The organism is Skermanella rosea (assembly GCF_016806835.2).
Classification (GTDB): Bacteria; Pseudomonadota; Alphaproteobacteria; order Azospirillales; family Azospirillaceae; genus Skermanella; species Skermanella rosea.
In genome coordinates this window covers 367,797-385,968 of sequence record NZ_CP086111.1, presented here as the reverse complement: position 1 = coordinate 385,968, position 18,172 = coordinate 367,797, and the positions used below count along the sequence as shown (strand labels likewise).

General features: G+C 69.0%; 16 protein-coding genes and 1 riboswitch. Of the genes, 9 read left to right on the top strand and 7 right to left on the bottom strand.

Translation table 11 applies throughout. The annotated features are described in order from the left end of the window. Window positions 1-22: 22 nt before the first annotated feature. Window positions 23-1,171 carry a glycine cleavage system aminomethyltransferase GcvT gene (gene gcvT, locus JL101_RS01805; RefSeq protein WP_203096821.1) on the bottom strand — a complete coding sequence of 383 codons (1,149 nt, stop codon included), beginning with the start codon at window positions 1,169-1,171 and terminating at the stop codon, window positions 23-25. Window positions 1,172-1,313: 142 nt separating this feature from the next. After that, window positions 1,314-1,412: riboswitch (glycine riboswitch) on the bottom strand. Window positions 1,413-1,503: 91 nt separating this feature from the next. Between gcvT and JL101_RS01800 the strand changes: the two genes are divergently transcribed. Together JL101_RS01800 and JL101_RS01795 are read left to right on the top strand one after the other, a co-directional pair. Then, window positions 1,504-2,379 (top strand): AEC family transporter, encoded by an 876-nt coding sequence (locus JL101_RS01800; RefSeq protein WP_203096820.1) that lies wholly within the window; start codon window positions 1,504-1,506, stop codon window positions 2,377-2,379. 114 nt (window positions 2,380-2,493) lie between these two features. Next, window positions 2,494-3,081 carry a DUF2889 domain-containing protein gene (locus JL101_RS01795; protein ID WP_203096819.1) on the top strand — a complete coding sequence of 196 codons (588 nt, stop codon included), beginning with the start codon at window positions 2,494-2,496 and terminating at the stop codon, window positions 3,079-3,081. 10 nt (window positions 3,082-3,091) lie between these two features. On the opposite strand, the gene JL101_RS01790 is transcribed toward JL101_RS01795, so the two are convergent. Together JL101_RS01790 and JL101_RS01785 are read right to left on the bottom strand one after the other, a co-directional pair. Further along, complete coding sequence (locus tag JL101_RS01790; protein WP_203096818.1) at window positions 3,092-3,400, bottom strand: ribbon-helix-helix domain-containing protein; 309 nt, start codon at window positions 3,398-3,400, stop codon at window positions 3,092-3,094. 367 nt (window positions 3,401-3,767) lie between these two features. After that, complete coding sequence (locus tag JL101_RS01785; RefSeq protein ID WP_201074429.1) at window positions 3,768-4,064, bottom strand: BolA family protein; 297 nt, start codon at window positions 4,062-4,064, stop codon at window positions 3,768-3,770. Window positions 4,065-4,183: 119 nt separating this feature from the next. On the opposite strand from JL101_RS01785, the gene JL101_RS01780 reads away from it, so the two are divergent. The 5 genes from JL101_RS01780 to JL101_RS01760 all read left to right on the top strand — a co-directional run bounded on the left by JL101_RS01780 (window position 4,184) and on the right by JL101_RS01760 (window position 10,010). Beyond that, a complete protein-coding gene (locus JL101_RS01780; protein WP_228435245.1) occupies window positions 4,184-5,161 on the top strand; it encodes a DMT family transporter in 978 nt (325 codons plus the stop codon). Between the two features lie 56 nt (window positions 5,162-5,217). Further along, entirely contained in the window at window positions 5,218-5,808 is a 591-nt protein-coding gene (locus JL101_RS01775; protein ID WP_203096817.1) for a J domain-containing protein, read from the top strand. A 97-nt stretch (window positions 5,809-5,905) separates the two neighbouring features. After that, window positions 5,906-6,904 carry a cobaltochelatase subunit CobS gene (cobS, locus tag JL101_RS01770; RefSeq protein ID WP_203096816.1) on the top strand — a complete coding sequence of 333 codons (999 nt, stop codon included), beginning with the start codon at window positions 5,906-5,908 and terminating at the stop codon, window positions 6,902-6,904. Between the two features lie 77 nt (window positions 6,905-6,981). Then, complete coding sequence (gene cobT / locus JL101_RS01765; protein WP_203096815.1) at window positions 6,982-8,877, top strand: cobaltochelatase subunit CobT; 1,896 nt, start codon at window positions 6,982-6,984, stop codon at window positions 8,875-8,877. A 104-nt stretch (window positions 8,878-8,981) separates the two neighbouring features. Continuing rightward, window positions 8,982-10,010: a Fe(3+) ABC transporter substrate-binding protein gene (locus JL101_RS01760; RefSeq protein WP_203096814.1), complete on the top strand. Its 1,029-nt coding sequence runs from the start codon at window positions 8,982-8,984 to the stop codon at window positions 10,008-10,010. A gap of 150 nt (window positions 10,011-10,160) precedes the next feature. Here JL101_RS01760 and JL101_RS01755 read toward each other — a convergent pair whose 3' ends face one another. The 3 genes from JL101_RS01755 to JL101_RS01745 are packed head-to-tail and all read right to left on the bottom strand — an operon-like array spanning window position 10,161 to window position 14,423. Next, window positions 10,161-11,444, bottom strand: a complete 1,284-nt coding sequence (locus JL101_RS01755) for a diguanylate cyclase (RefSeq protein ID WP_203096813.1) — start codon at window positions 11,442-11,444, stop codon at window positions 10,161-10,163. A 26-nt stretch (window positions 11,445-11,470) separates the two neighbouring features. Then, window positions 11,471-11,911 carry a response regulator gene (locus tag JL101_RS01750; RefSeq protein WP_267133545.1) on the bottom strand — a complete coding sequence of 147 codons (441 nt, stop codon included), beginning with the start codon at window positions 11,909-11,911 and terminating at the stop codon, window positions 11,471-11,473. Window positions 11,912-11,948: 37 nt separating this feature from the next. Continuing rightward, the gene (locus tag JL101_RS01745; protein WP_203096811.1) at window positions 11,949-14,423 is read right to left on the bottom strand and encodes a PAS domain S-box protein; all 2,475 of its coding nucleotides are present in this window, start codon (window positions 14,421-14,423) and stop codon (window positions 11,949-11,951) included. Window positions 14,424-14,788: 365 nt separating this feature from the next. Here JL101_RS01745 and JL101_RS01740 point away from each other — a divergent pair, with 365 nt between their 5' ends. Further along, window positions 14,789-16,117, top strand: coding sequence for a sensor histidine kinase (locus tag JL101_RS01740; protein ID WP_203096810.1), 1,329 nt, complete (start codon window positions 14,789-14,791; stop codon window positions 16,115-16,117). Window positions 16,118-16,133: 16 nt separating this feature from the next. On the opposite strand, the gene JL101_RS01735 is transcribed toward JL101_RS01740, so the two are convergent. Continuing rightward, window positions 16,134-16,736, bottom strand: coding sequence for a TetR/AcrR family transcriptional regulator (locus JL101_RS01735; RefSeq protein WP_203096809.1), 603 nt, complete (start codon window positions 16,734-16,736; stop codon window positions 16,134-16,136). Window positions 16,737-17,084: 348 nt separating this feature from the next. On the opposite strand from JL101_RS01735, the gene JL101_RS01730 reads away from it, so the two are divergent. Beyond that, window positions 17,085-18,155, top strand: a complete 1,071-nt coding sequence (locus JL101_RS01730; protein ID WP_323374704.1) for an efflux RND transporter periplasmic adaptor subunit — start codon at window positions 17,085-17,087, stop codon at window positions 18,153-18,155. Window positions 18,156-18,172 lie beyond the last annotated feature (17 nt).

Sequence of the window (18,172 nt, the reverse complement as noted above, 5' to 3'; positions counted from 1 at the left end):
AGTAGGACGGCCGGAGAAACGCTTATCCCCGGTAATAACGCTGGGCGACGAAGGGCATCTCGGCGACCCTGGCCGGAATCGCCTTGCCCCGGACCATCAGGTTGACCGGCGTGCCCGGCGCCGCGGCCGACGTCGCGACATAGCCCATCGCGACCGGGCCGTTGACGCTGGGGCCGAAGCCGCCGCTGGTCACCTCGCCGATCGGGGCGCCCGAGGCGTCGGTGACCTGGGTATGCTCGCGGGCGGGCGCCCGGCCGTCCGGGCGGATGCCGACGCGGCGGCGCGCGGTGCCGTCGGCGAGCTGGCCCAGGATCACATCAGCGCCGGGAAAGCCGCCCTCGGCGCGGCGGCGCTTGCCGATCACCCAGTTCAGGCCGGCCTCGACCGGGGTGGTCGTGGTGTCGATGTCGTGGCCGTAGAGGCATAGCCCCGCCTCCAGCCGGAGAGAGTCGCGCGCTCCCAGCCCGATCGCCTCGACCTCGGCTTCGGCCAGCAGCAGGCGGGCGACGGTGTCGGCCAGCACGTCGGGGACGGAGATCTCGTAGCCGTCCTCCCCGGTGTAGCCGGAGCGGGTGATCAGCACGGCGACGCCGCGGAAGTCGGCCTCGATCGCGCTCATGAACTTCATGGTCGCGGCCTCGGGCACGAACCGGGCCAGCACCTCGGCGGCCTGCGGTCCCTGCAGCGCCAGCAGCGCGCGCTCACCCAGGTACTCGACAGCGATCCGGTCGCCGATGTGCCGGCGCAGATGGGCGATGTCGGCCTCCTTGCAGGAGGCGTTGACGACCAGGAACAGGTGGTCGCCCATGTTGGTGATCATCAGGTCGTCCAGGATGCCGCCCTGCTCGTTGGTGAACAGGCTGTAGCGCATCCGCCCCTGTCCCAGCGCCTGGACGTCGCCGGGAACCAGGGTCTCCAGCGCCGCCGCGGCGCCCTCGCCGATCAGGCGGACCTGGCCCATGTGCGAGACGTCGAACAGCCCGGCGGCCGACCGGGTATGGAGATGTTCCTTGAGGATGCCCAGGGGGTACTGGACCGGCATGTCGTAGCCGGCGAAGGGCACCATCTTGGCGCCCAGTTCCACATGCAGGGCGTGGAGCGGCGTCGTGAGCAGGGGGGCGTCACCGCCAGTTGAATCACTCAAGGAACATTTCCTCCGACAGGGTCCCATTCCGCGCGAACGGCGCGGTCACGGCCCCCTCTGTCGCGGACCTGAGAGATTCACCGGCACACCCTTCGGCAGGACCAGCTTACTCCTTCGGTGAGGCTTGCCCGAGTCGGATCGTCCGACCGGCATCCTGCTTTCCAGAGTGCTTCCCTCTGCGGTCCTTTTGCCTGAGAGTTTCCGGGGGCGGTTGCTCCTTCGGCGCCACCGGGACGAACGGCCCGGCGATCTCTCCCGCGAGAGGTCTTCAGCATGTGGACGTAAGCTAACGGGTGCGGTGCGAAAGTCAACGCACGTCTGCCGTTTCCCCTGCGGCACCCGCGCGGTATAGAGCCTCCATGATCCTTCAGTTCATCCATGTGGTCTGGCCGATCTTCGCGTGCGCCGGGCTGGGTTGGCTATGGCAGCGCCTGGGCCAACCGTTCGACGAGAAGTCGGTTTCGGCCCTGGTGGCATATCTGGGGGTGCCCAGCCTGCTGCTGACCTCCCTGTCGAAGACCGAGGTGCGGCTCGACGTGCTGCTGGAGACGCTGCTCGCCGGCGGGCTGGCGCTGGCGCTCTGCGCCGCCGCCGGGGCCGCGGTGCTGAAGCTGGCGCGGCTGCCGGTGCGGCCCTACCTGCCCTCGATCATCCATCCCAACACCGGCAACCTGGGATCGCCGATCGTCTTCTTCGCCCTGGGCGAGCCGGCGATGCCCTACGCCATCGCCTTCTCCACCCTGGTCCAGATCAGCCATTTCACGGTGGGCGTCGGGCTCGCCTCCGGCCAGATGTCGTGGCGCACCGTGCTCGTCTCGCCGCCGCTCTATTCGCTGGCGGTGGCGCTGGTGCTGATCGGCACCGGCACGCCGCTGCCCCGATGGGTGCTGGACGTCACGGGCCTGCTCGGCGGGTTGACGGTGCCCCTGATGCTCCTGCTGCTGGGCGGGTCGCTGGGGAAGCTGAAGCTGTACCGGCTGGGCCGGCCGGCGGCGCTGTCCTGCCTCCGCGTCGGGCTGGGGCTGGCAGCCGGCCTGGCGGTGTCGAAGGCGCTGGGCCTGGACCCGCTGCCGGCGGGGGCGCTGGTGATCCAGTGCGCGATGCCGGTCGCCGTTTTCAGCTATCTGTTCGCCGTCCGCTACAACGGCCCGGCCGACGAGGTCGCCGGCATGATCCTGATCTCCACCCTGCTGGCGCTGGCTGCCTTGCCGCTGATCCTGATGGCCGCCGCGTGAGGAGGTGCATGAGGGGGCATCGCAGGCATTCCCGCGCCGCGCTTGACCCCCCGCGGCGCGCGGCCGATATTCGGGTACAGGTTTACGTATACGTAACATAAAGCACAGGTCCAGATGCCGCTTTCAGCACCCGCCCCGCGCGAGCATATCCATACCCGCCGGGTGACCTGCCAGGGATTCCGCCGGACCGACGGGCTGTGGGACATCGAGGGCCATATCACCGACGTCAAGACCTACCCGTTCGAGAACGACTTCCGCGGCCCGATCGAGCCGGGCGATCCCATCCATGACATGTGGATCCGGCTGACGGTGGACGACCGGTTCGAGGTGAAGGCGGTCGAGGCGGTGACCGACAAGAGCCCCTATGGGGTGTGCCCGGCGATCACGCCGAACTTCCAGCGGCTGGTCGGATTGCGGATCCGATCCGGGTGGACCCAGAAGGTCAAGGAACTGCTGGGCGGCGTCGAGGGCTGCACCCATCTGGTGGAACTGCTGGGGCCGGTCGCCACGACGGCGTTCCAGACGATCTTCCCCGTGCTGGCGCGCGAACGGGCGCGGGGCGGGTCGATGGACGGCGACTCGCCGTCCGCTCCCGCCGCGCGCAAACGCCCGCCGCTGCTGCTCGACACCTGCCACGCCTTCCGGAGCGACGGCGAGGTCACCCGGAAACAATGGCCGGAATACTATACCGGCAACGACTGAACCCCGGCGATCACTCGGCGGCGTCCGGCGTCTCGAACGGCGTCTGGTGGAACGGTTCGCCTTGCCCGTGGGAGGCCCGGGCATGCCCCTCCTCGGTGGCGGCCGCCCGGAAATAGGCCAGCGCGAAGACCCGGATCGCGGCGGTCAGGGACGTGGCCGGCTCCTTCCGCTCGTTGATCTGGGTGCACAGGACATGGATGGTGATGCGCTCGCGCCGGCATATGTCGTACAGGGCGTCCCACATGAAGGGTTCGAGCCGGCAACTGGTCCGGTGCCCCGCGACGGTGACGTTGCGGCTGACCAGCGTGCTCGGCTTCATGGCCGCCTCCAGGCGCGATGCGCCGGGTCCCTCGCCATCCGTTGCGAATTCGGCGGGCTGGTTGTCGCGAGCGCCCGCCGGTTCGGAGGCGACCTCTGGCGCCGGGGCGGCTAGCGCCTGATCAGAATGCATTCGGTGAATCCCTCTCAATCGATCCTACGGAGTGCGCCGCCGTCCGATCGACAGGGGTCCTCGAAAACCCATATCAGCCGAATGGTTGCGCAGGTGTGACTGTACGCACTTTCGAGGTAATTTCAACCAATGTCATATTCCCTTTGGAAGATATTTCTTCATTACTGCTATCGCTCTGGTTGCTCCTGTATGCAGTCTTCCGCTGTCTGCATCCAGGGGGCTTCACCTTGGCGGATCAGGCATCCTCCGCGGGCGTCAGCGTCCTGAGGCTCAGGGCGTGGACCCGCTCCCGCAGCTCGTCCGCGACGGCCTCGTAGACCAGGCGCTGGCGGGCGACCCGGGACTTCCCGTCGAAGGCGTCCGACACGATCAGAACGTTGAAATGGGTTTCGCCCAGGGGGTCCGCACCGGCATGGCCGGCGTGGCGGTGGGAGTCGTCGACGATTTCCAGCCGACTCGGGCGGAAAGCCTCGGTCAGCTTGGTACGCATGCGGGTCGCGTAGTCCCCGGACTGGGTCGCCGTGCTGGTCATCTTGAAACCGCCTTGCCGATGGGGCTGTTGAGGTGCGTGGTCCGACGTGCGGCGGATGCAGCATCGCCGTCGCTTGAAAAGTGCTATCGTCCCCTTCCCGCTGTCAAGGAAGCCCCTGATTGTCCGATCCCGGTTCCACCCGGTCCGCCCTTTCCTCCCCGGGTTCCCCGTCCGGCACGGCCGGGACCGGGGCGAGCGCCACCGTCTCGGCCCGAAGCGCCTACCTGCTGCTCGCGACCGTCATCCTGCTCTGGGGAATCAACTGGCCGGTGATGAAGCTCGGCCTGGCCGACATCCCGCCCATGACCTTCGCCGTGATCCGGATGGTGCTGGGCGCGCTCTGCATGTTCGGAGTGCTGGCGGTGCGCGGCGGCATCCGCCTGCCCGACCGCCACGACCTGCCGATCGTGCTGTCGGTCGGGCTGCTCCAGATGGGGGCGTTCCTGGCGCTGGTGACGGTGGCGCTCCAGTTCGTGCCGGCCGGCCGGTCGTCGATCCTGGCCTACACGACGGCCCTGTGGGTCGTGCCGGGCGCCGCGCTGTTCCTGGGCGAGCGGCTGGGCGGCCGGCGCCTGGTCGGTTTCCTGCTCGGCATGGCGGGCGTGGCGGTGATGTTCAACCCGGCGGCGTTCGACTGGACCGACCGCGACGTCCTGATCGGCAACGGCCTGCTGATGCTTGCGGCGCTGGCCTGGGCAGCCCAGATCATACAGGTGCGCGGCCATACCTGGCACGCGTCGCCCCTTCAACTCGCGCCCTGGCAGTTCACGGTCGCGGCGGTGGCCCTGCTGCCGTTCGCCGTCCTCCTGGATGCCGGCAAACCCATCGATTGGACCGCGCAGCTGGCCGCGGTCCTGTTCTACAATGCGCCGATCGCCACGGCGTTCTGCTTCTGGGCGGTGGTCACGGTCAACCGTGCCCTGCCCGCCATCACAACCTCGCTGGGCACGCTCGGCGTACCGGTCGCGGGCGTCATCGCCTCGGCCGCGATGCTGGGGGAACCGGTGACCTTGACCAACCTGACGGGACTGGTGCTGATCCTCGGGGGGCTGGCCTGGCTGGCCTTCGCCGACCGCAGGCCGTCCAGCAACCGATAGCCGCGCTGCGAGCGGGGATGCTTGCCAGCGCTTCAACCTCTGACCATACTTTTCCGATGCACAAGAACCGTGTCCAATACTCGACCCGTTTTTCCGAGGAGGCGCCGCCGGCGACCCGCTGCTGCGACATGCCCACATGCTCGGCCACGGGCGAGTACAGGGCGCCCAAAGGACGCGAGCGCCTGAACGAATATTTCTGGTTCTGCCTGGAGCACGTGCGCGAGTACAACAAGGCGTGGGACTATTACGCCGGCATGTCGGAGCGCGAGATCGAGCGGCATGTCCGCAGCGACGTGACGTGGCAGCGGCCGACCTGGCCCATGGGGTTCTGGCGCACCCGCGAGCGGGCGATGCACGAGGAGGCGATGCGCCAGTACGGCTTCCGCGACGCCGGCGACGGAACCGGCGAGCGCGGCCGCAACGGCCGTGCCGACGGCGCCGCCAACCGGATGCGAACCCCGGAGGAGGAGGCGCTTGCCGAACTCGACCTGGAGCCGCCGGTGGACTTCGCGCGGATCAAGGCCAGATACCGGGAACTCGCCAAGATCCACCATCCCGACATCAATGGTGGCGACAAGACCGCGGAGGAGACGTTAAAACGGATAAACCGGGCCTACTCGGTACTGAAAACCAGCTACGGGGCCTGAGACGGCTTCCCCCGGATCCTCGGCAAGGGGGATCCTCCGCACGATAGAACCGGCGCCCGAGCCGTCCACCCAACCGATGAATGAAGCGACAGACACTATGGCCTCCGAAACGACACAACAATCAGCGCTGACCGGCTCGCTCCCGGACATCAAGGTCTCCGTCCGGCAGACTTTCGGGATCGACAGCGATCTCCAGGTTCCCGCCTTCAGCGCCAATTCCGAGCACGTGCCCGACGTGGACGACACCTACCGGTTCGACCACGACACCACGCTCGCGATCCTGGCCGGCTTCGCCTACAACAGGCGGGTCATGGTCCAGGGCTACCACGGCACCGGCAAGTCGACCCATATCGAGCAGGTCGCCGCCCGCCTCAACTGGCCCTGCATCCGGATCAACCTGGACAGCCACATCAGCCGCATCGACCTGATCGGCAAGGACGCCATCGTGCTGCGCGACGGCATGCAGGTGACCGAGTACCGCGAGGGCATCCTGCCCTGGGCGCTCCAGCACCCGTGCGCGATCGTGTTCGACGAGTACGACGCCGGCCGCCCCGACGTCATGTTCGTGATCCAGCGCGTGCTGGAGGTCGAAGGCAAGCTGACCCTGCTCGACCAGAACCGCGTCATCCGCCCGCACCCGGCGTTCCGCCTGTTCGCGACCGCCAACACCGTGGGCCTGGGCGACACCACCGGCCTGTACCACGGCACCCAGCAGATCAACCAGGGCCAGATGGACCGCTGGAACATCGTCGCCACGCTCAACTACCTGCCGCACGACGACGAGGTGAAGATCGTCGCGGCCAAGGTCCAGGGCTATGACGACGAGAAGGGACGCCAGCAGATCTCGGCCATGGTCCAACTCGCCGACCTGACGCGCGCAGGGTTCATGTCGGGCGACATCTCGACCGTCATGTCGCCCCGCACGGTCATCACCTGGGCCGAGAACGCCAAGATCTTCAACGACATCCCGTTCGCGTTCCGGATCACCTTCCTGAACAAGTGCGACGAGGTGGAGCGGTCGACCGTGGCCGAGTACTACCAGCGCTGCTTCGGCACCGAGCTTCCGGAGACCGGGGTTCGCGCCAACCTGGCGTAAGGAAGACGGGGGCACCGATCCGAGGGTCGGGTGAGGGGCGCCCCGACCCGCGCGAAACAGCAGAGCCGAAGATAGACATGTCCGACAAAGAAAACCCCGTCGAGATCTTCAAGCGCGCCACGTCGGCCACGATCCGGGCCATCGCGGAGCGCAACGATCTCCAGATCGGCTTCAGCGGCGAGCCGCCGGGCGTGGCCGGGGCGCGGGTCCGGGTGCCGATGCCGGCGCGCGACCTCAATCCCCGGGACGTCGCCACCCTGCGCGGAGCGGCCGACGCGGTGGCCCTGCGGCTTCGCCACCACGACAGCGGCATCCACACCCAGCGCATGCCCACCGGCGACACCGCCCGGGCGGCGTTCGAGGCGCTGGAGCAGGCCCGCTGCGAAGCCCTGGGCGCCCGGGCCATGCCGGGCGTCGCGTCCAACCTGGGGGCGGCGCTGGACGAGCGGTACCGCCGCCAGGGCTTCGAGCGGGTGACCGAGCGCGACCAGGCCCCGCTGTCGGAGGTGATGCGCCTGCTGGCCCGCGAGGCGCTGACAGGCGCGCCGCCGCCCGCCACCGCCCGCTTCGCGGTGGACCTGTGGCGCCCCTGGGTGGAGGAGCGGATCGGCAAGGACATGAACGAGTTGGCGGCGCTTCTGGACGACCAGGACCGCTACGCCCGCGAGGTCCGCAAGCTGCTGTCCCACCTGGACATGGAAGTCGGCGGCGAGCCGGAGACGACCGAGGAGGACGACGAGGAGCAGCAGGAGGGCGAGCCGGACGAGAACGAGCCGAACGACGGCCAGTCCCGCGGCGGCGAGGATTCGACCAGCCAGACCGAGACCATGACCCAGCCCGACACCCGCGAGGTCGACCAGGACGACGGGGCGGAGGGCGCCGACCAGATGGACGGCGAGATGGCCGAGGGCAGCGGGTCGGAGGAGCCGGGTTCGCCCGGGCAGCCCTGGCGCCCCGACCACAGCCGCCGCAACGAGGCCGATCCCGACGCCTACAAGGCGTTCACGACGGAGTTCGATGAGGTGGTCGAGGCCGACGACCTGTGCGACCCGGACGAGCTGACCCGGCTGCGGGCCCTGCTCGACCAGCAGCTCCAGCACCTCCAGGGCGTGATCTCCCGGCTGGCCAACCGGCTCCAGCGCCGGCTGCTGGCGAAGCAGACCCGCGCCTGGGAGTTCGACCTGGACGACGGCCTGCTGGACGCGGCCAGGCTCAGCCGCGTGGTGGTCAACCCGGTGCTGCCCCTGTCGTTCAAGCGGGAGAAGGAGACGGATTTCCGCGACACCGTGGTCGGCCTGCTGATCGACAATTCGGGATCGATGCGCGGCCGGCCGATCACCATCGCCGCGATGAGCGCCGACATCCTGGCGCGCACCCTGGAGCGATGCGCGGTCAAGGTCGAGATCCTGGGCTTCACCACCCGGGCCTGGAAGGGCGGGCAGGCGCGCGAGCGGTGGATCGGCCGGGGCAAGCCGGCCAATCCCGGCCGGCTCAACGACCTGCGGCACATCGTCTACAAGAACGCCGACGCGCCGTGGCGCCGCGCCCGCAAGAACCTGGGCCTGATGCTGCGGGAAGGCATCCTGAAGGAGAACATCGACGGCGAGGCGCTGCTGTGGGCGCACAACCGGCTGATGGCCCGGCCGGAGCAGCGGCGCATCCTGATGGTGATCTCCGACGGCGCGCCGGTCGATGACTCGACGCTGTCGGTGAATTCCGGCAACTACCTGGAGCGGCACCTCCGGCAGGTCATCGACACGATCGAGACCCGCTCGCCGGTCGAGCTGGTGGCGATCGGCATCGGCCACGACGTCACCCGCTATTACCGGCGCGCGGTGACCATCGTCGATGCGGAACAACTGGGCGGCACCATGATGGAGAAGCTGGCCGAGCTGTTCGACGAGGACACCAGGGCCGGCCAAACCGCCGGGAGCCGGCGCGGAGGGGGCGCGGCCAGCCGCCGCGCCCGGTAATCTGCAAATGCTTCTCAAACTCGCTTGACAGGCGCGGCGTGTCCGAACAAGGTGCCGAGCGTTGCGAACGCATCTCATTCACGCCGGTCTGTCGAGGGAAACCCATGAACTTCTTCACTCGCGGCACCCTTGCCGCCACTTTCGGCGCCGTCCTGCTGGGCACGGCCTTCGCCGCCCAGGCTGCCGAGGTCAACGTCTATTCGTCGCGCCACTATGACACCGACAAGGCGCTCTATACGAACTTCACCCAGCAGACCGGCATCAAGGTCAACATCATCGAAGGCAAGGATGACGAGCTGATCGAGCGCATCCGGACCGAGTCCGGCAACAGCCCGGCCGACATCCTGATCACCGTCGATGCCGGCCGCCTGTGGCGCGCCCAGAACGCCGACATCCTGCAGCCGACCAAGTCCCAGGTGCTGGAGCAGGCCGTCCCGGCCCATCTGCGCGAGCCGTCCGGCCTGTGGTTCGGCCTGACCAAGCGGGCGCGCGTCATCATCTACAACAAGGCGGCGGTCAAGCCGGCCGACCTGTCGACCTACGAGGACCTGGCCGACCCGAAATGGAAGGGCCGCCTGCTGATCCGCTCCTCGACCAACGTCTACAACCAGTCGCTGGCCGGCTCCATGCTGGCCGCCCACGGCGAGAAGAAGACGGAAGAGTGGGCCCGCGGCATCGTCGCCAACCTCGCCCGCCCGCCCCAGGGCGGCGACAGCGACCAGATCAAGGCGGTCGCCGCCGGCGAGGGCGACATCGCGGTCAGCAACACCTATTACTTCGGCCGCATCGCCGGGTCGGGCAAGCCCGAGGACAAGGCCATCGCGGAGAAGGTCGGCGTCTTCTTCCCCAACCAGAACGACCGCGGCACCCACGTCAACATCAGCGGCGCCGGCGTCCTGAAGAACGCCCCGAACCGCGAGAACGCCGTCAAGTTCCTGGAATACCTCGTCAGCCCGCAGGCGCAGAAGATCTTCGCCGAAGGCAACTACGAGTATCCGGTCCTGAAGCAGGCGGAGCAGTCGCCGGTCATCGCCTCCTGGGGCTCCTTCAAGGAGGACGAGCTGAACGCCTCCGTGTTCGGCAAGAACAACGAGGAAGCCCTCAAGATCATGGACCGCGCCGGCTGGAAGTGAGCCGGCGGTCTGGCGGCGGCCACCTGGAACCGCAGGTCGGCCTTCGCCCGTCAGGGCGAACGCCGACGGCGGTCACCATCATTCCTGCGTGCTGTCGGCGCTGGCCCTGCGAGCCAGGGCCCACCTACGAAACGTGAATCCGATCGTCCCTCAGGGCGCGACCACGGTCCGGTCGCGCCCTGTCGCTTTTGCCTGGTACAGGGCGCGGTCGGCCCGCCCCAGGGCCTGCTCGATGCTCGCGTCCTCGAACCGGCAGCCGGCCACGCCCATGCTGACGGTGATGCCGAATGCGGTGCCGTCATCGGCGGCGACCTCCAGGTCGGCCAGGTTTCGGCGGACCCGCTCCGCGACCCGCAGGGCTTCCTGGTCCGTGGTCCCCACCAGCAGCAGCGCGAACTCCTCCCCGCCGACGCGGCCCACCAGGTCGGTGTCGCGCAGCATGCAGCGGCAGCTCCTGACCAGCAGGATCAGCGCCGCGTCGCCCGCGGCATGGCCATGGGAGTCGTTCACCCGCTTGAAATGGTCGACGTCGAGCATGACCAGCGACACCGGGCCGCCGTAGCGCCGCAGCCGGGCGAGTTCGAGTTCCGCCCGCTCCATGAAATGCCGCCGGTTGGCGGCGCCGGTCAGCGCGTCGGTGGTGGCGAGCCGGATCAGCTCCTCCTCCGCCCGGCGGCGCTCCGTCGTGTCCCGCACCACCGCGGTGAAAAGCCGCCCTCCCGGCGAGGCGAAGTGCGAGATCGAGACCTCCGCGGCGAACTCGGTGCCGTCGCGGCGCAGCCCCGTCACCGCCGGACGCTCGGTCATGCCGCTGGAGCCCCGGCCGGTGCCGGCTAACTGGTCGACATGGTGCCGGTGGGCCTGACGCGCCCGTTCCGGCAGCAGCAGGTCGAGCGGCCGGCCCAGGACCTCGTCCGCCCGGTAGCCGAACAGGCGCTCGGCCGCCGGGTTGAACAGCGAGATGCGATTGCTCTCGTCGATCACCACGATGCCGTCATGGGCCAGTTCGATGATTCCCTTCAGGCGCTCCTCGGACAGGCGGACCCGCTCCTCCAGGGACCGGCGGGTGATGGCGTAGCGGATCGCCCGCCGGATGGTCCCGCCTTCGAACTGCCCCTTGACCAGGAAGTCCTGCGCGCCGGCCTTGACCGCCTCGACCGCGAAGTCGGCATCGTCGAAGCCGGTCAGGACGATCAGCGGCAGGTGCGACGCCCGGGCGCGGATGCTGCTGATCGTGCCGAAGCCCTGGCTGTCGGGCAGCGACAGGTCGAGCAGGACCACGTCGCTGGTGCCGGCCGAAAGCCGCTCGCACGCGGCTCCCAGGGAACCGACATGGTCGACGACGAAGCGGCCCTCCTCCTCGCCGAGCAGTTCGCGGACGAGGCGGGCGTCGCCGGGGTTGTCCTCGACCAGCAGGACCTGGATGGGGAGCATGTCAGGCATTCCGCGTCGCGACGGGATCAGCCGGACGGCAGCCGGACGGCGGTCAGCCAGAAGTCCTTCAGCAGGGTGATCATCCTGATGAAGTCCTCAAGCTCCACCGGCTTGGTCAGGAAGCAGTTGGCGTGCCGGCTGTAGGCGCGCTGGACGTCGGAATGGACGTCCGAGGTGGTCAGGATGATGACCGGCAGATCGGTGAGGCCGGGATCGGCGCGGATGTCCTCCAGCACTTCCCAGCCGTCCTTCCTCGGCATGTTGAGGTCGAGCAGCAGCAGGTCCGGGCGCGGCGCGGCCTCGTAAGGGGGCTGCCGGCGCAGGAACGCCATGGCCTCGACCCCGTCCTCCACATGGTGCAGCTTCGCGAGGAACCTGCCCTCCTTCATGACCTCCTCGACCAGGCGCGCGTCCGCCGGGTTGTCCTCGGCGAGAAGGATGTTCAGGCCATGGGAGAGCTGATGCACGCTGAAGCCCCGATCCGTCGGTGAGCAAAGGGAATGCTTATGACTCCGCCGGTTCCGCGACAAGCTCGGCGCGCGGAGCGTGGTCATCCGCCGCAGCCGCCGGAAGGGTGAAGGAGAAGACCGAGCCGGAGCCGGGCACCGACGACACGGAGATGGTGCCGCCATGGCGCTCCACGATCTTCCGGCAGATCGCCAGCCCGATGCCGGTGCCGGGATGGACCCGCTGGGAATGCAGGCGCTCGAACACCACGAAGATCCGGTCGAAATACCGGGCCTCGATCCCGATGCCGTTGTCCGAGACCGAGAACTCCCACGCGGAACCGACCGGCCTGACGCCGATGGATATCCTCAGGTCCCGGTCGGGCGCCCGGTACTCGATCGCGTTCGCCAGCAGGTTCCGGAAGACCTCCGTGATCTCGCGGGCATCTCCCGGCAGGTGGGGGGCGCGGTCCGGCAGTTCCACGGCGGCGCCGATCGCATGGACGAGTTCCTTCACCCCCTCCACCGCTTCCCGGAGGCAGGCGCCGGTGTCCGCCAGCGACGCCGGGGGATCGCTCCGCTCGATCAGGGAGTAGCGCAGCAGGTCCTGGATCAGGCACTTCATGCGCACGCTGCTCTCGACGATGAACCCCAGGAAATCGTCGGCATCCTTGTCGAGGCGCCCGGCATAGCGGCGGACCAGCAGGTTGGCGTAGCTGACCATGATCCGTAGCGGCTCCTGAAGGTCGTGGGCCGCCACCTCGGCGAAGCGGGCCAGTTCGACGTTGGAGCGCTCCAGCTTCTCGACCGTCCGGCGCAGCCGGTGCTCGATGATCTTCTGGTCGGATATATCCTGCGCCACGCCCCGGAACCCGACGACATGGCCGTCGGCATGCAGGATCGGGATGCCGCTTCCCCACAGCCACACGGTCCCGCCATCCTTGCCGATGCAGCGGAATTCCTCGTGGCGGAACGGGCGCGCCGTGGCGGCGTGGTTGCGCAGCACGGCCGTCATGCGGGCGCCGTCCTCCGGCGCCATCGTGTCGACCATGGCGCAATGCAGGAGTTCCGCCGGGCTGTGCCCCAGCACGTCCTGGACCCGGTCGCTGACGAAGGTGTAGCGGCCGGCGACATCGCTTTCCCAGATGAACTCCCCGGCCATGCCGACGATATCCTGGAAGCGCCGGTTGCTCTCCCGAAGATTGTTCTCGATCTCGATCCGCTGGGTCAGGTCGTGGGTGACGACGGAGAAACCCAGCAGACGATCCTCGCCGCCGTCCCCCGACTCCTTCCGGCCGCCCTCCCGGATGCCCGCGACGGTGGTGACGCAGGGAAAGCGCGAGCCGTCCCGGCGCAGGTGCCAGCGCTCGGTCGAATGCCGGCCCTTCTCGCGCGCGACCGCCAGCTCGACCTCGGGGACGCCGGCCCGGACCGCGTCGGGCAGGAAGAACATGCCGTAGGGCCGGCCGATGACTTCCTCCGCGCCGTAACCCACGATGCGGCGGGCGCCGTTGCTCCAGCTCGCGACCGTCCCGTCGGGGCCGAGCATGTAGATGGCGTAGTCCTCGACGCTGTCCACCAACATCGACTGCCGGCACTCGCTGACCAGCACGGTCTCCCGCGCGGCGGCCACTTCGCGGCGGAGGTTGATGGGATCGCGCACCAGCCGCCACGCCGCGAACCCGCAGGCCGCGGCCAGCAATCCGCCGACCAGGCGCAGGCTGGCGCCGTAGGGGGACCGGCTGGACCAGCCGTCGCGCGGCAGCGCGCCGAGCTGCCAAGTCCCGTTGGGCAGGACGATGTCGGTCAGCACCGGGGATTCCTCGAACAGCCCGGGCCGACCCAGGAAGACCTCCCCCGACGCGCCGAGGCCGTCCCGGCCGCGCATGGCGAACTCGACCGTCTCGTCCCCGGCGCCCGCCGCTCCCGCCTCGCGCAGGATGATCTCCACGTCGATGATGATGACCGCCAGCCCCCAGACCTTGCCGCGCGGGGTGGCCTGGATGGCGGCCGTCGGGCTGTCGGGCAGCACCACGGGCAGCCGCCCGACCACGGCGACGCCGCCCTGCAGCAGGGGCACCGGGCCCTGGATCAGGAAATGCCGCTTGCCGAGGACCTCCATGATGGCGCCCCGCCGGTTCGGATCGGCCAGCAGGTCGTGGCCGATCGCCTGCTCGTTCCCGGCCAGGGGATAGAAGTGCGTCGCGACCGCGTTGCGCGCCAGCGCCAGGCTGCGCACGCCGGTGATGCCCTCCGCCGCGGCGGCGGCGGCCTCCTCGAACTCGGCCTGGGTCAGGTCCGGATTGCTGCGGACCAGCGCCACCAGGCTCCGGACCAGGAACAGGCGGGTGTTGAGGGCCTGTTCGACCCGGGCGCGGATCGCCGCCGCGCGTTCGGTCACCGTGGCGGTGGTCTGCTCGGCGTAGCGCCGCCCCTCCGCCGCGTCGATCAGGAACACGCCGCCGAGGACCAGCAGCACGACCAGCGCCGCGGCCAGGATCGGCAGGAGGCTTTCCCAGCGCGTTCGCGTCATGGAAGGATCCGCGGGTCTGCCCAGCCGGCCGGCGGGACGCCGCACCCGAGACGGACCGCAGGAAGCTTCGACCGTCCTTCCATTCCGATGCTCCTCCCGGTGCGCCGCGCCGCGGGCCTGCGCTAACATCCGCCCCCGCCTGCGGATAGAGGCGATGGTGAACGGTTCGTACGATTACCATACCGGGCATGATGCTCCTGGAGGCGCGACTTATTGTCCGCCCCGAAGATCGTCATTTGAATAAGGAGACCAATCCGGCCTAGCTGGCGCAACCTAGTCACCACAGGGCATCGGGGTCCATCCTGAGCGGCGGAACACTGAAACGGCATGCCGCCTCGGCCGCGGCCATCGCCGCCTTCGCCATCATGGCCGGCCTCGCCGCCGGGCCTGCGGCCGGACTGCCGCCGTCGACCGTCGTCGTGGCGGCCGTCGCCGCGGCGATCGTGCTCGCGCTCCTGCACCGGCTGGACCGGCTGGCCGAAGCCGGGCGGGAGATGGCGGAGCGGCTGCGCCTGCAGCAAGCGGCGATCGACTCGGCGGCGCGCGACGACACCGAGCGGAAGCGGGCGGAAGCAGCGCTGCGCGACCAGGTGGCGTTCCTCTCCACCCTGCTCGACACCATTCCCAGCCCGATCTATTACAAGGATGCGGCCGGCGTCTATCTCGGCTGCAACCGGGCCTTCGCGGCGATCCACGGCCGCACGGTGGACGAGGTGGTCGGGCGGCGCGCGGCGGACCTGATGGGGCCGGCCACCGCCGGTCTGGACGACAACACCGATACCTGCCTGGCGGCCCTGGAAGACCCGTTCCAGGTCTACGAGACCCAGATCGACTTCGCCGACGGCTCGCGCCACGACATCCTGTTCTCCAAGGCGCTCTACCGGCAGTCCGACGGCTCGGTCGGCGGCCTGGTCGGCGTGATGAGCGACACCACCGACCGGAGCCGGCACGAGCAGCAGATCGCCGACGCCCGCGACCGGATGGCCCGGCAGGCGGAGGAGCTGAGGCGCTCCAACGCCGAGCTGGAGCAGTTCGCCTATGTCGCCTCCCACGACCTGCGCGAGCCGCTTCGCATGGTCACCAGCTACCTGTCGCTGCTCCAGCGCCGCTACGAAGACAGGCTGGACGACGATGCCCGCGACTTCATCGGCTTCGCCCGCGACGGCGCCACGCGGATGGACCGGCTGATCCTGGACCTGCTGGACTATTCACGGGTCGGCCGGCGCTCGAAACCGATGGCGCCGACCCCGGTGGCCGATGTCATCGCGGCCGCCCGTCACAATCTCCAGGTGGCCCTCGCCGAGAGCGCCACCATACTCCGGGTGCCGCCCGACCTGCCCGTGGTGCCGGCCGACGACAACGAGCTGACGCGGCTCTTCCAGAATCTGATCGGCAACGGGGTCAAATACTGCTCTCCCGGAACGGTGCCGGAAATCTCGATCGACTGGGCCGACGAGCCCGGCTGCTGGCGCTTCGGCGTGACCGACAACGGCCTGGGCATCGCGGCGGAGCATTTCGACCGCATCTTCATGGTGTTCCAGCGGCTCCACGGCCGCGGCGACTACGACGGCACCGGCATCGGCCTCGCGATCTGCCGCAAGATCGTCGAGCACCATGGCGGCAGGATCTGGGTCACCTCCGAACCGGGCCGCGGCAGCACCTTCCACTTCACCCTGGCGAAACCGGCGGAATGAACGCCCGGAACGGGTGTCAGCGCACGCCGTCGAGGAAGATCCCGACCGCTTCCGCGACATGGCGGGCCATTTCCTCCGGCGTCGCCAGTTCGGACGGGTGCAGCAGCATCTTCAGGTACTGGTCGCCATGCAGCAGCCCCATGAAGATGGCGGCTGCCCGGTCGGGATCGGCGACGTTCAGCTCGCCGCGCGCGGTGGCCGACCGCAGGTAATCGGACAGGATGCCCTTGATGGTGGCCGGGCCGCCCTTCAGGAAGGCGTCGATCGCCCTGGGCAGCTGGTCGGCGTTGGCGATCATCAGGCGCATGATCTTCGGGCTGTCCGGAGACAGGATGCCCTGGACGAAGTTCATGCCGAAATCCGTCAGGGCCCGTTCGGGATCGCTGCCGTTGAACGGGATGTTGCGGAAACGCTCGACGAACTCCTCGCATTTCAGGGTGATCACGGTCTCGAACAGGCCGTCCTTGTCGCCGAACGCCTCGTAGACGGTCGATCGCGACCCGCCCGACAGGGCGATGATGTCGGCCAGCGTGGTCCGCTCGAACCCCTTCTCCAGGAACAGGGTCCAGGCGGCGTCGAGTATGGCGCGGCGCCGCGCATCCCCTCGCGGCCCGCACATCTTGAAACATCCCTCGAGCGTCATGAGCGCACCGCCGTTCCCCGTCCCCCATGCACCCTGTCGCCCCCTGCCATTCAGCATCCTCCGATCAGACAGACTTGTTCTTTGCACCTGCGCACTATACTGTATCGTACAGTACAGAGCCGTCCGGTTCAATGCGGGTGTGCGTCCTGCCGCCCGCCGGGTCGCTTCTTTCAAGAAAAACAGACAGGTCATGGGGCTGCGATGATGAATTTCTGGTCAGTCAGGAACTCCTCGATTGCCGTCGCGATGCTTTTTCTCGCGACGGGGTGTGATGACACGGGCGCCGTTGCCCAACAGGGCGGCCAGGGCCGCCCACCGGCGGAGGTGGGTGTCGTCACGCTGCAGCCGCAGTCGGTCGATGTCACCACGGAGCTGCCGGGACGGACCACGGCGGCGCGGCTGGCCGAGGTCAGGCCGCAGGTCAACGGGATCATCCTGAAGCGCCTGTTCGAGGAAGGCGCCGAGGTCAAGGCGGGGCAGCAGCTCTACCAGATCGACCCCGCGCCCTACCAGGCGTCGCTCGACACCGCCAAGGCCGAGCTCCAGCGCGCGGAGGCGGCGGCCAAGTCGGCCCGGACCAAGGCGGCCCGCTACCGCGACCTGGTCAGGTCGCGCGCCGTCAGCCAGCAGGACTACGACGACATCGCCGCGACCCTGCTGGAGAACGAGGCCCAGGTCGCTTCCGCCAAGGCGGCGATCCGGACGGCGCAGATCAACCTCGACTACACGAAGGTCGCCTCGCCGATCTCCGGCCGGATCGGCCGCTCGACCGTGACCGAGGGCGCCCTGGTCACCGCCAACCAGGCCCAGGAGCTGGCGACGGTCACCCAGCTCGACCCGATCTACGTGGACGTCACCCAGTCCAGCGCCGAGATGTTCCGCCTGCGCCAGGCCGTCAGCCGCGGCGCGATCCAGAGCGTCGAGGGCAAGGCGCCGGTCACCCTGCTGGTCGGCGGATCGAACGACGCCGCCTACCCGCACCAGGGCGAGCTCCAGTTCTCGGAGGTCAGCGTCGACGAGTCGACCGGCTCGGTCCGGCTGCGCGCCGTGTTCCCGAACCCGAACCAGGACCTCCTGCCGGGCCTGTTCGTCCGGGCCAAGGTCAACTGGGGCGCCGCCGAGGACGTCTTCATGGTGCCGCAGCAGGCGGTGGTCCGCCGGCCCGACGGCAGCGCCTTCGTCTGGGCGGTCGGCCCGGACGGCAAGGCCGCCCAGAAGACGGTGAACGCGGAGCGGGCGATCGGCGACAAGTGGCTGGTCACCCAGGGCGTCGCACCGGGCGACCGGGTCGTCGTCGAAGGCATCCAGAAGGTGGCGCCCGGCGCCCAGGTCAATGCGGTGGCGCTCGACGCCGGCCAGCCGGGCGCGGTCGCCCAGGCCGAAGAAGTTCGGTAACGGCGCAGCCCAGATCA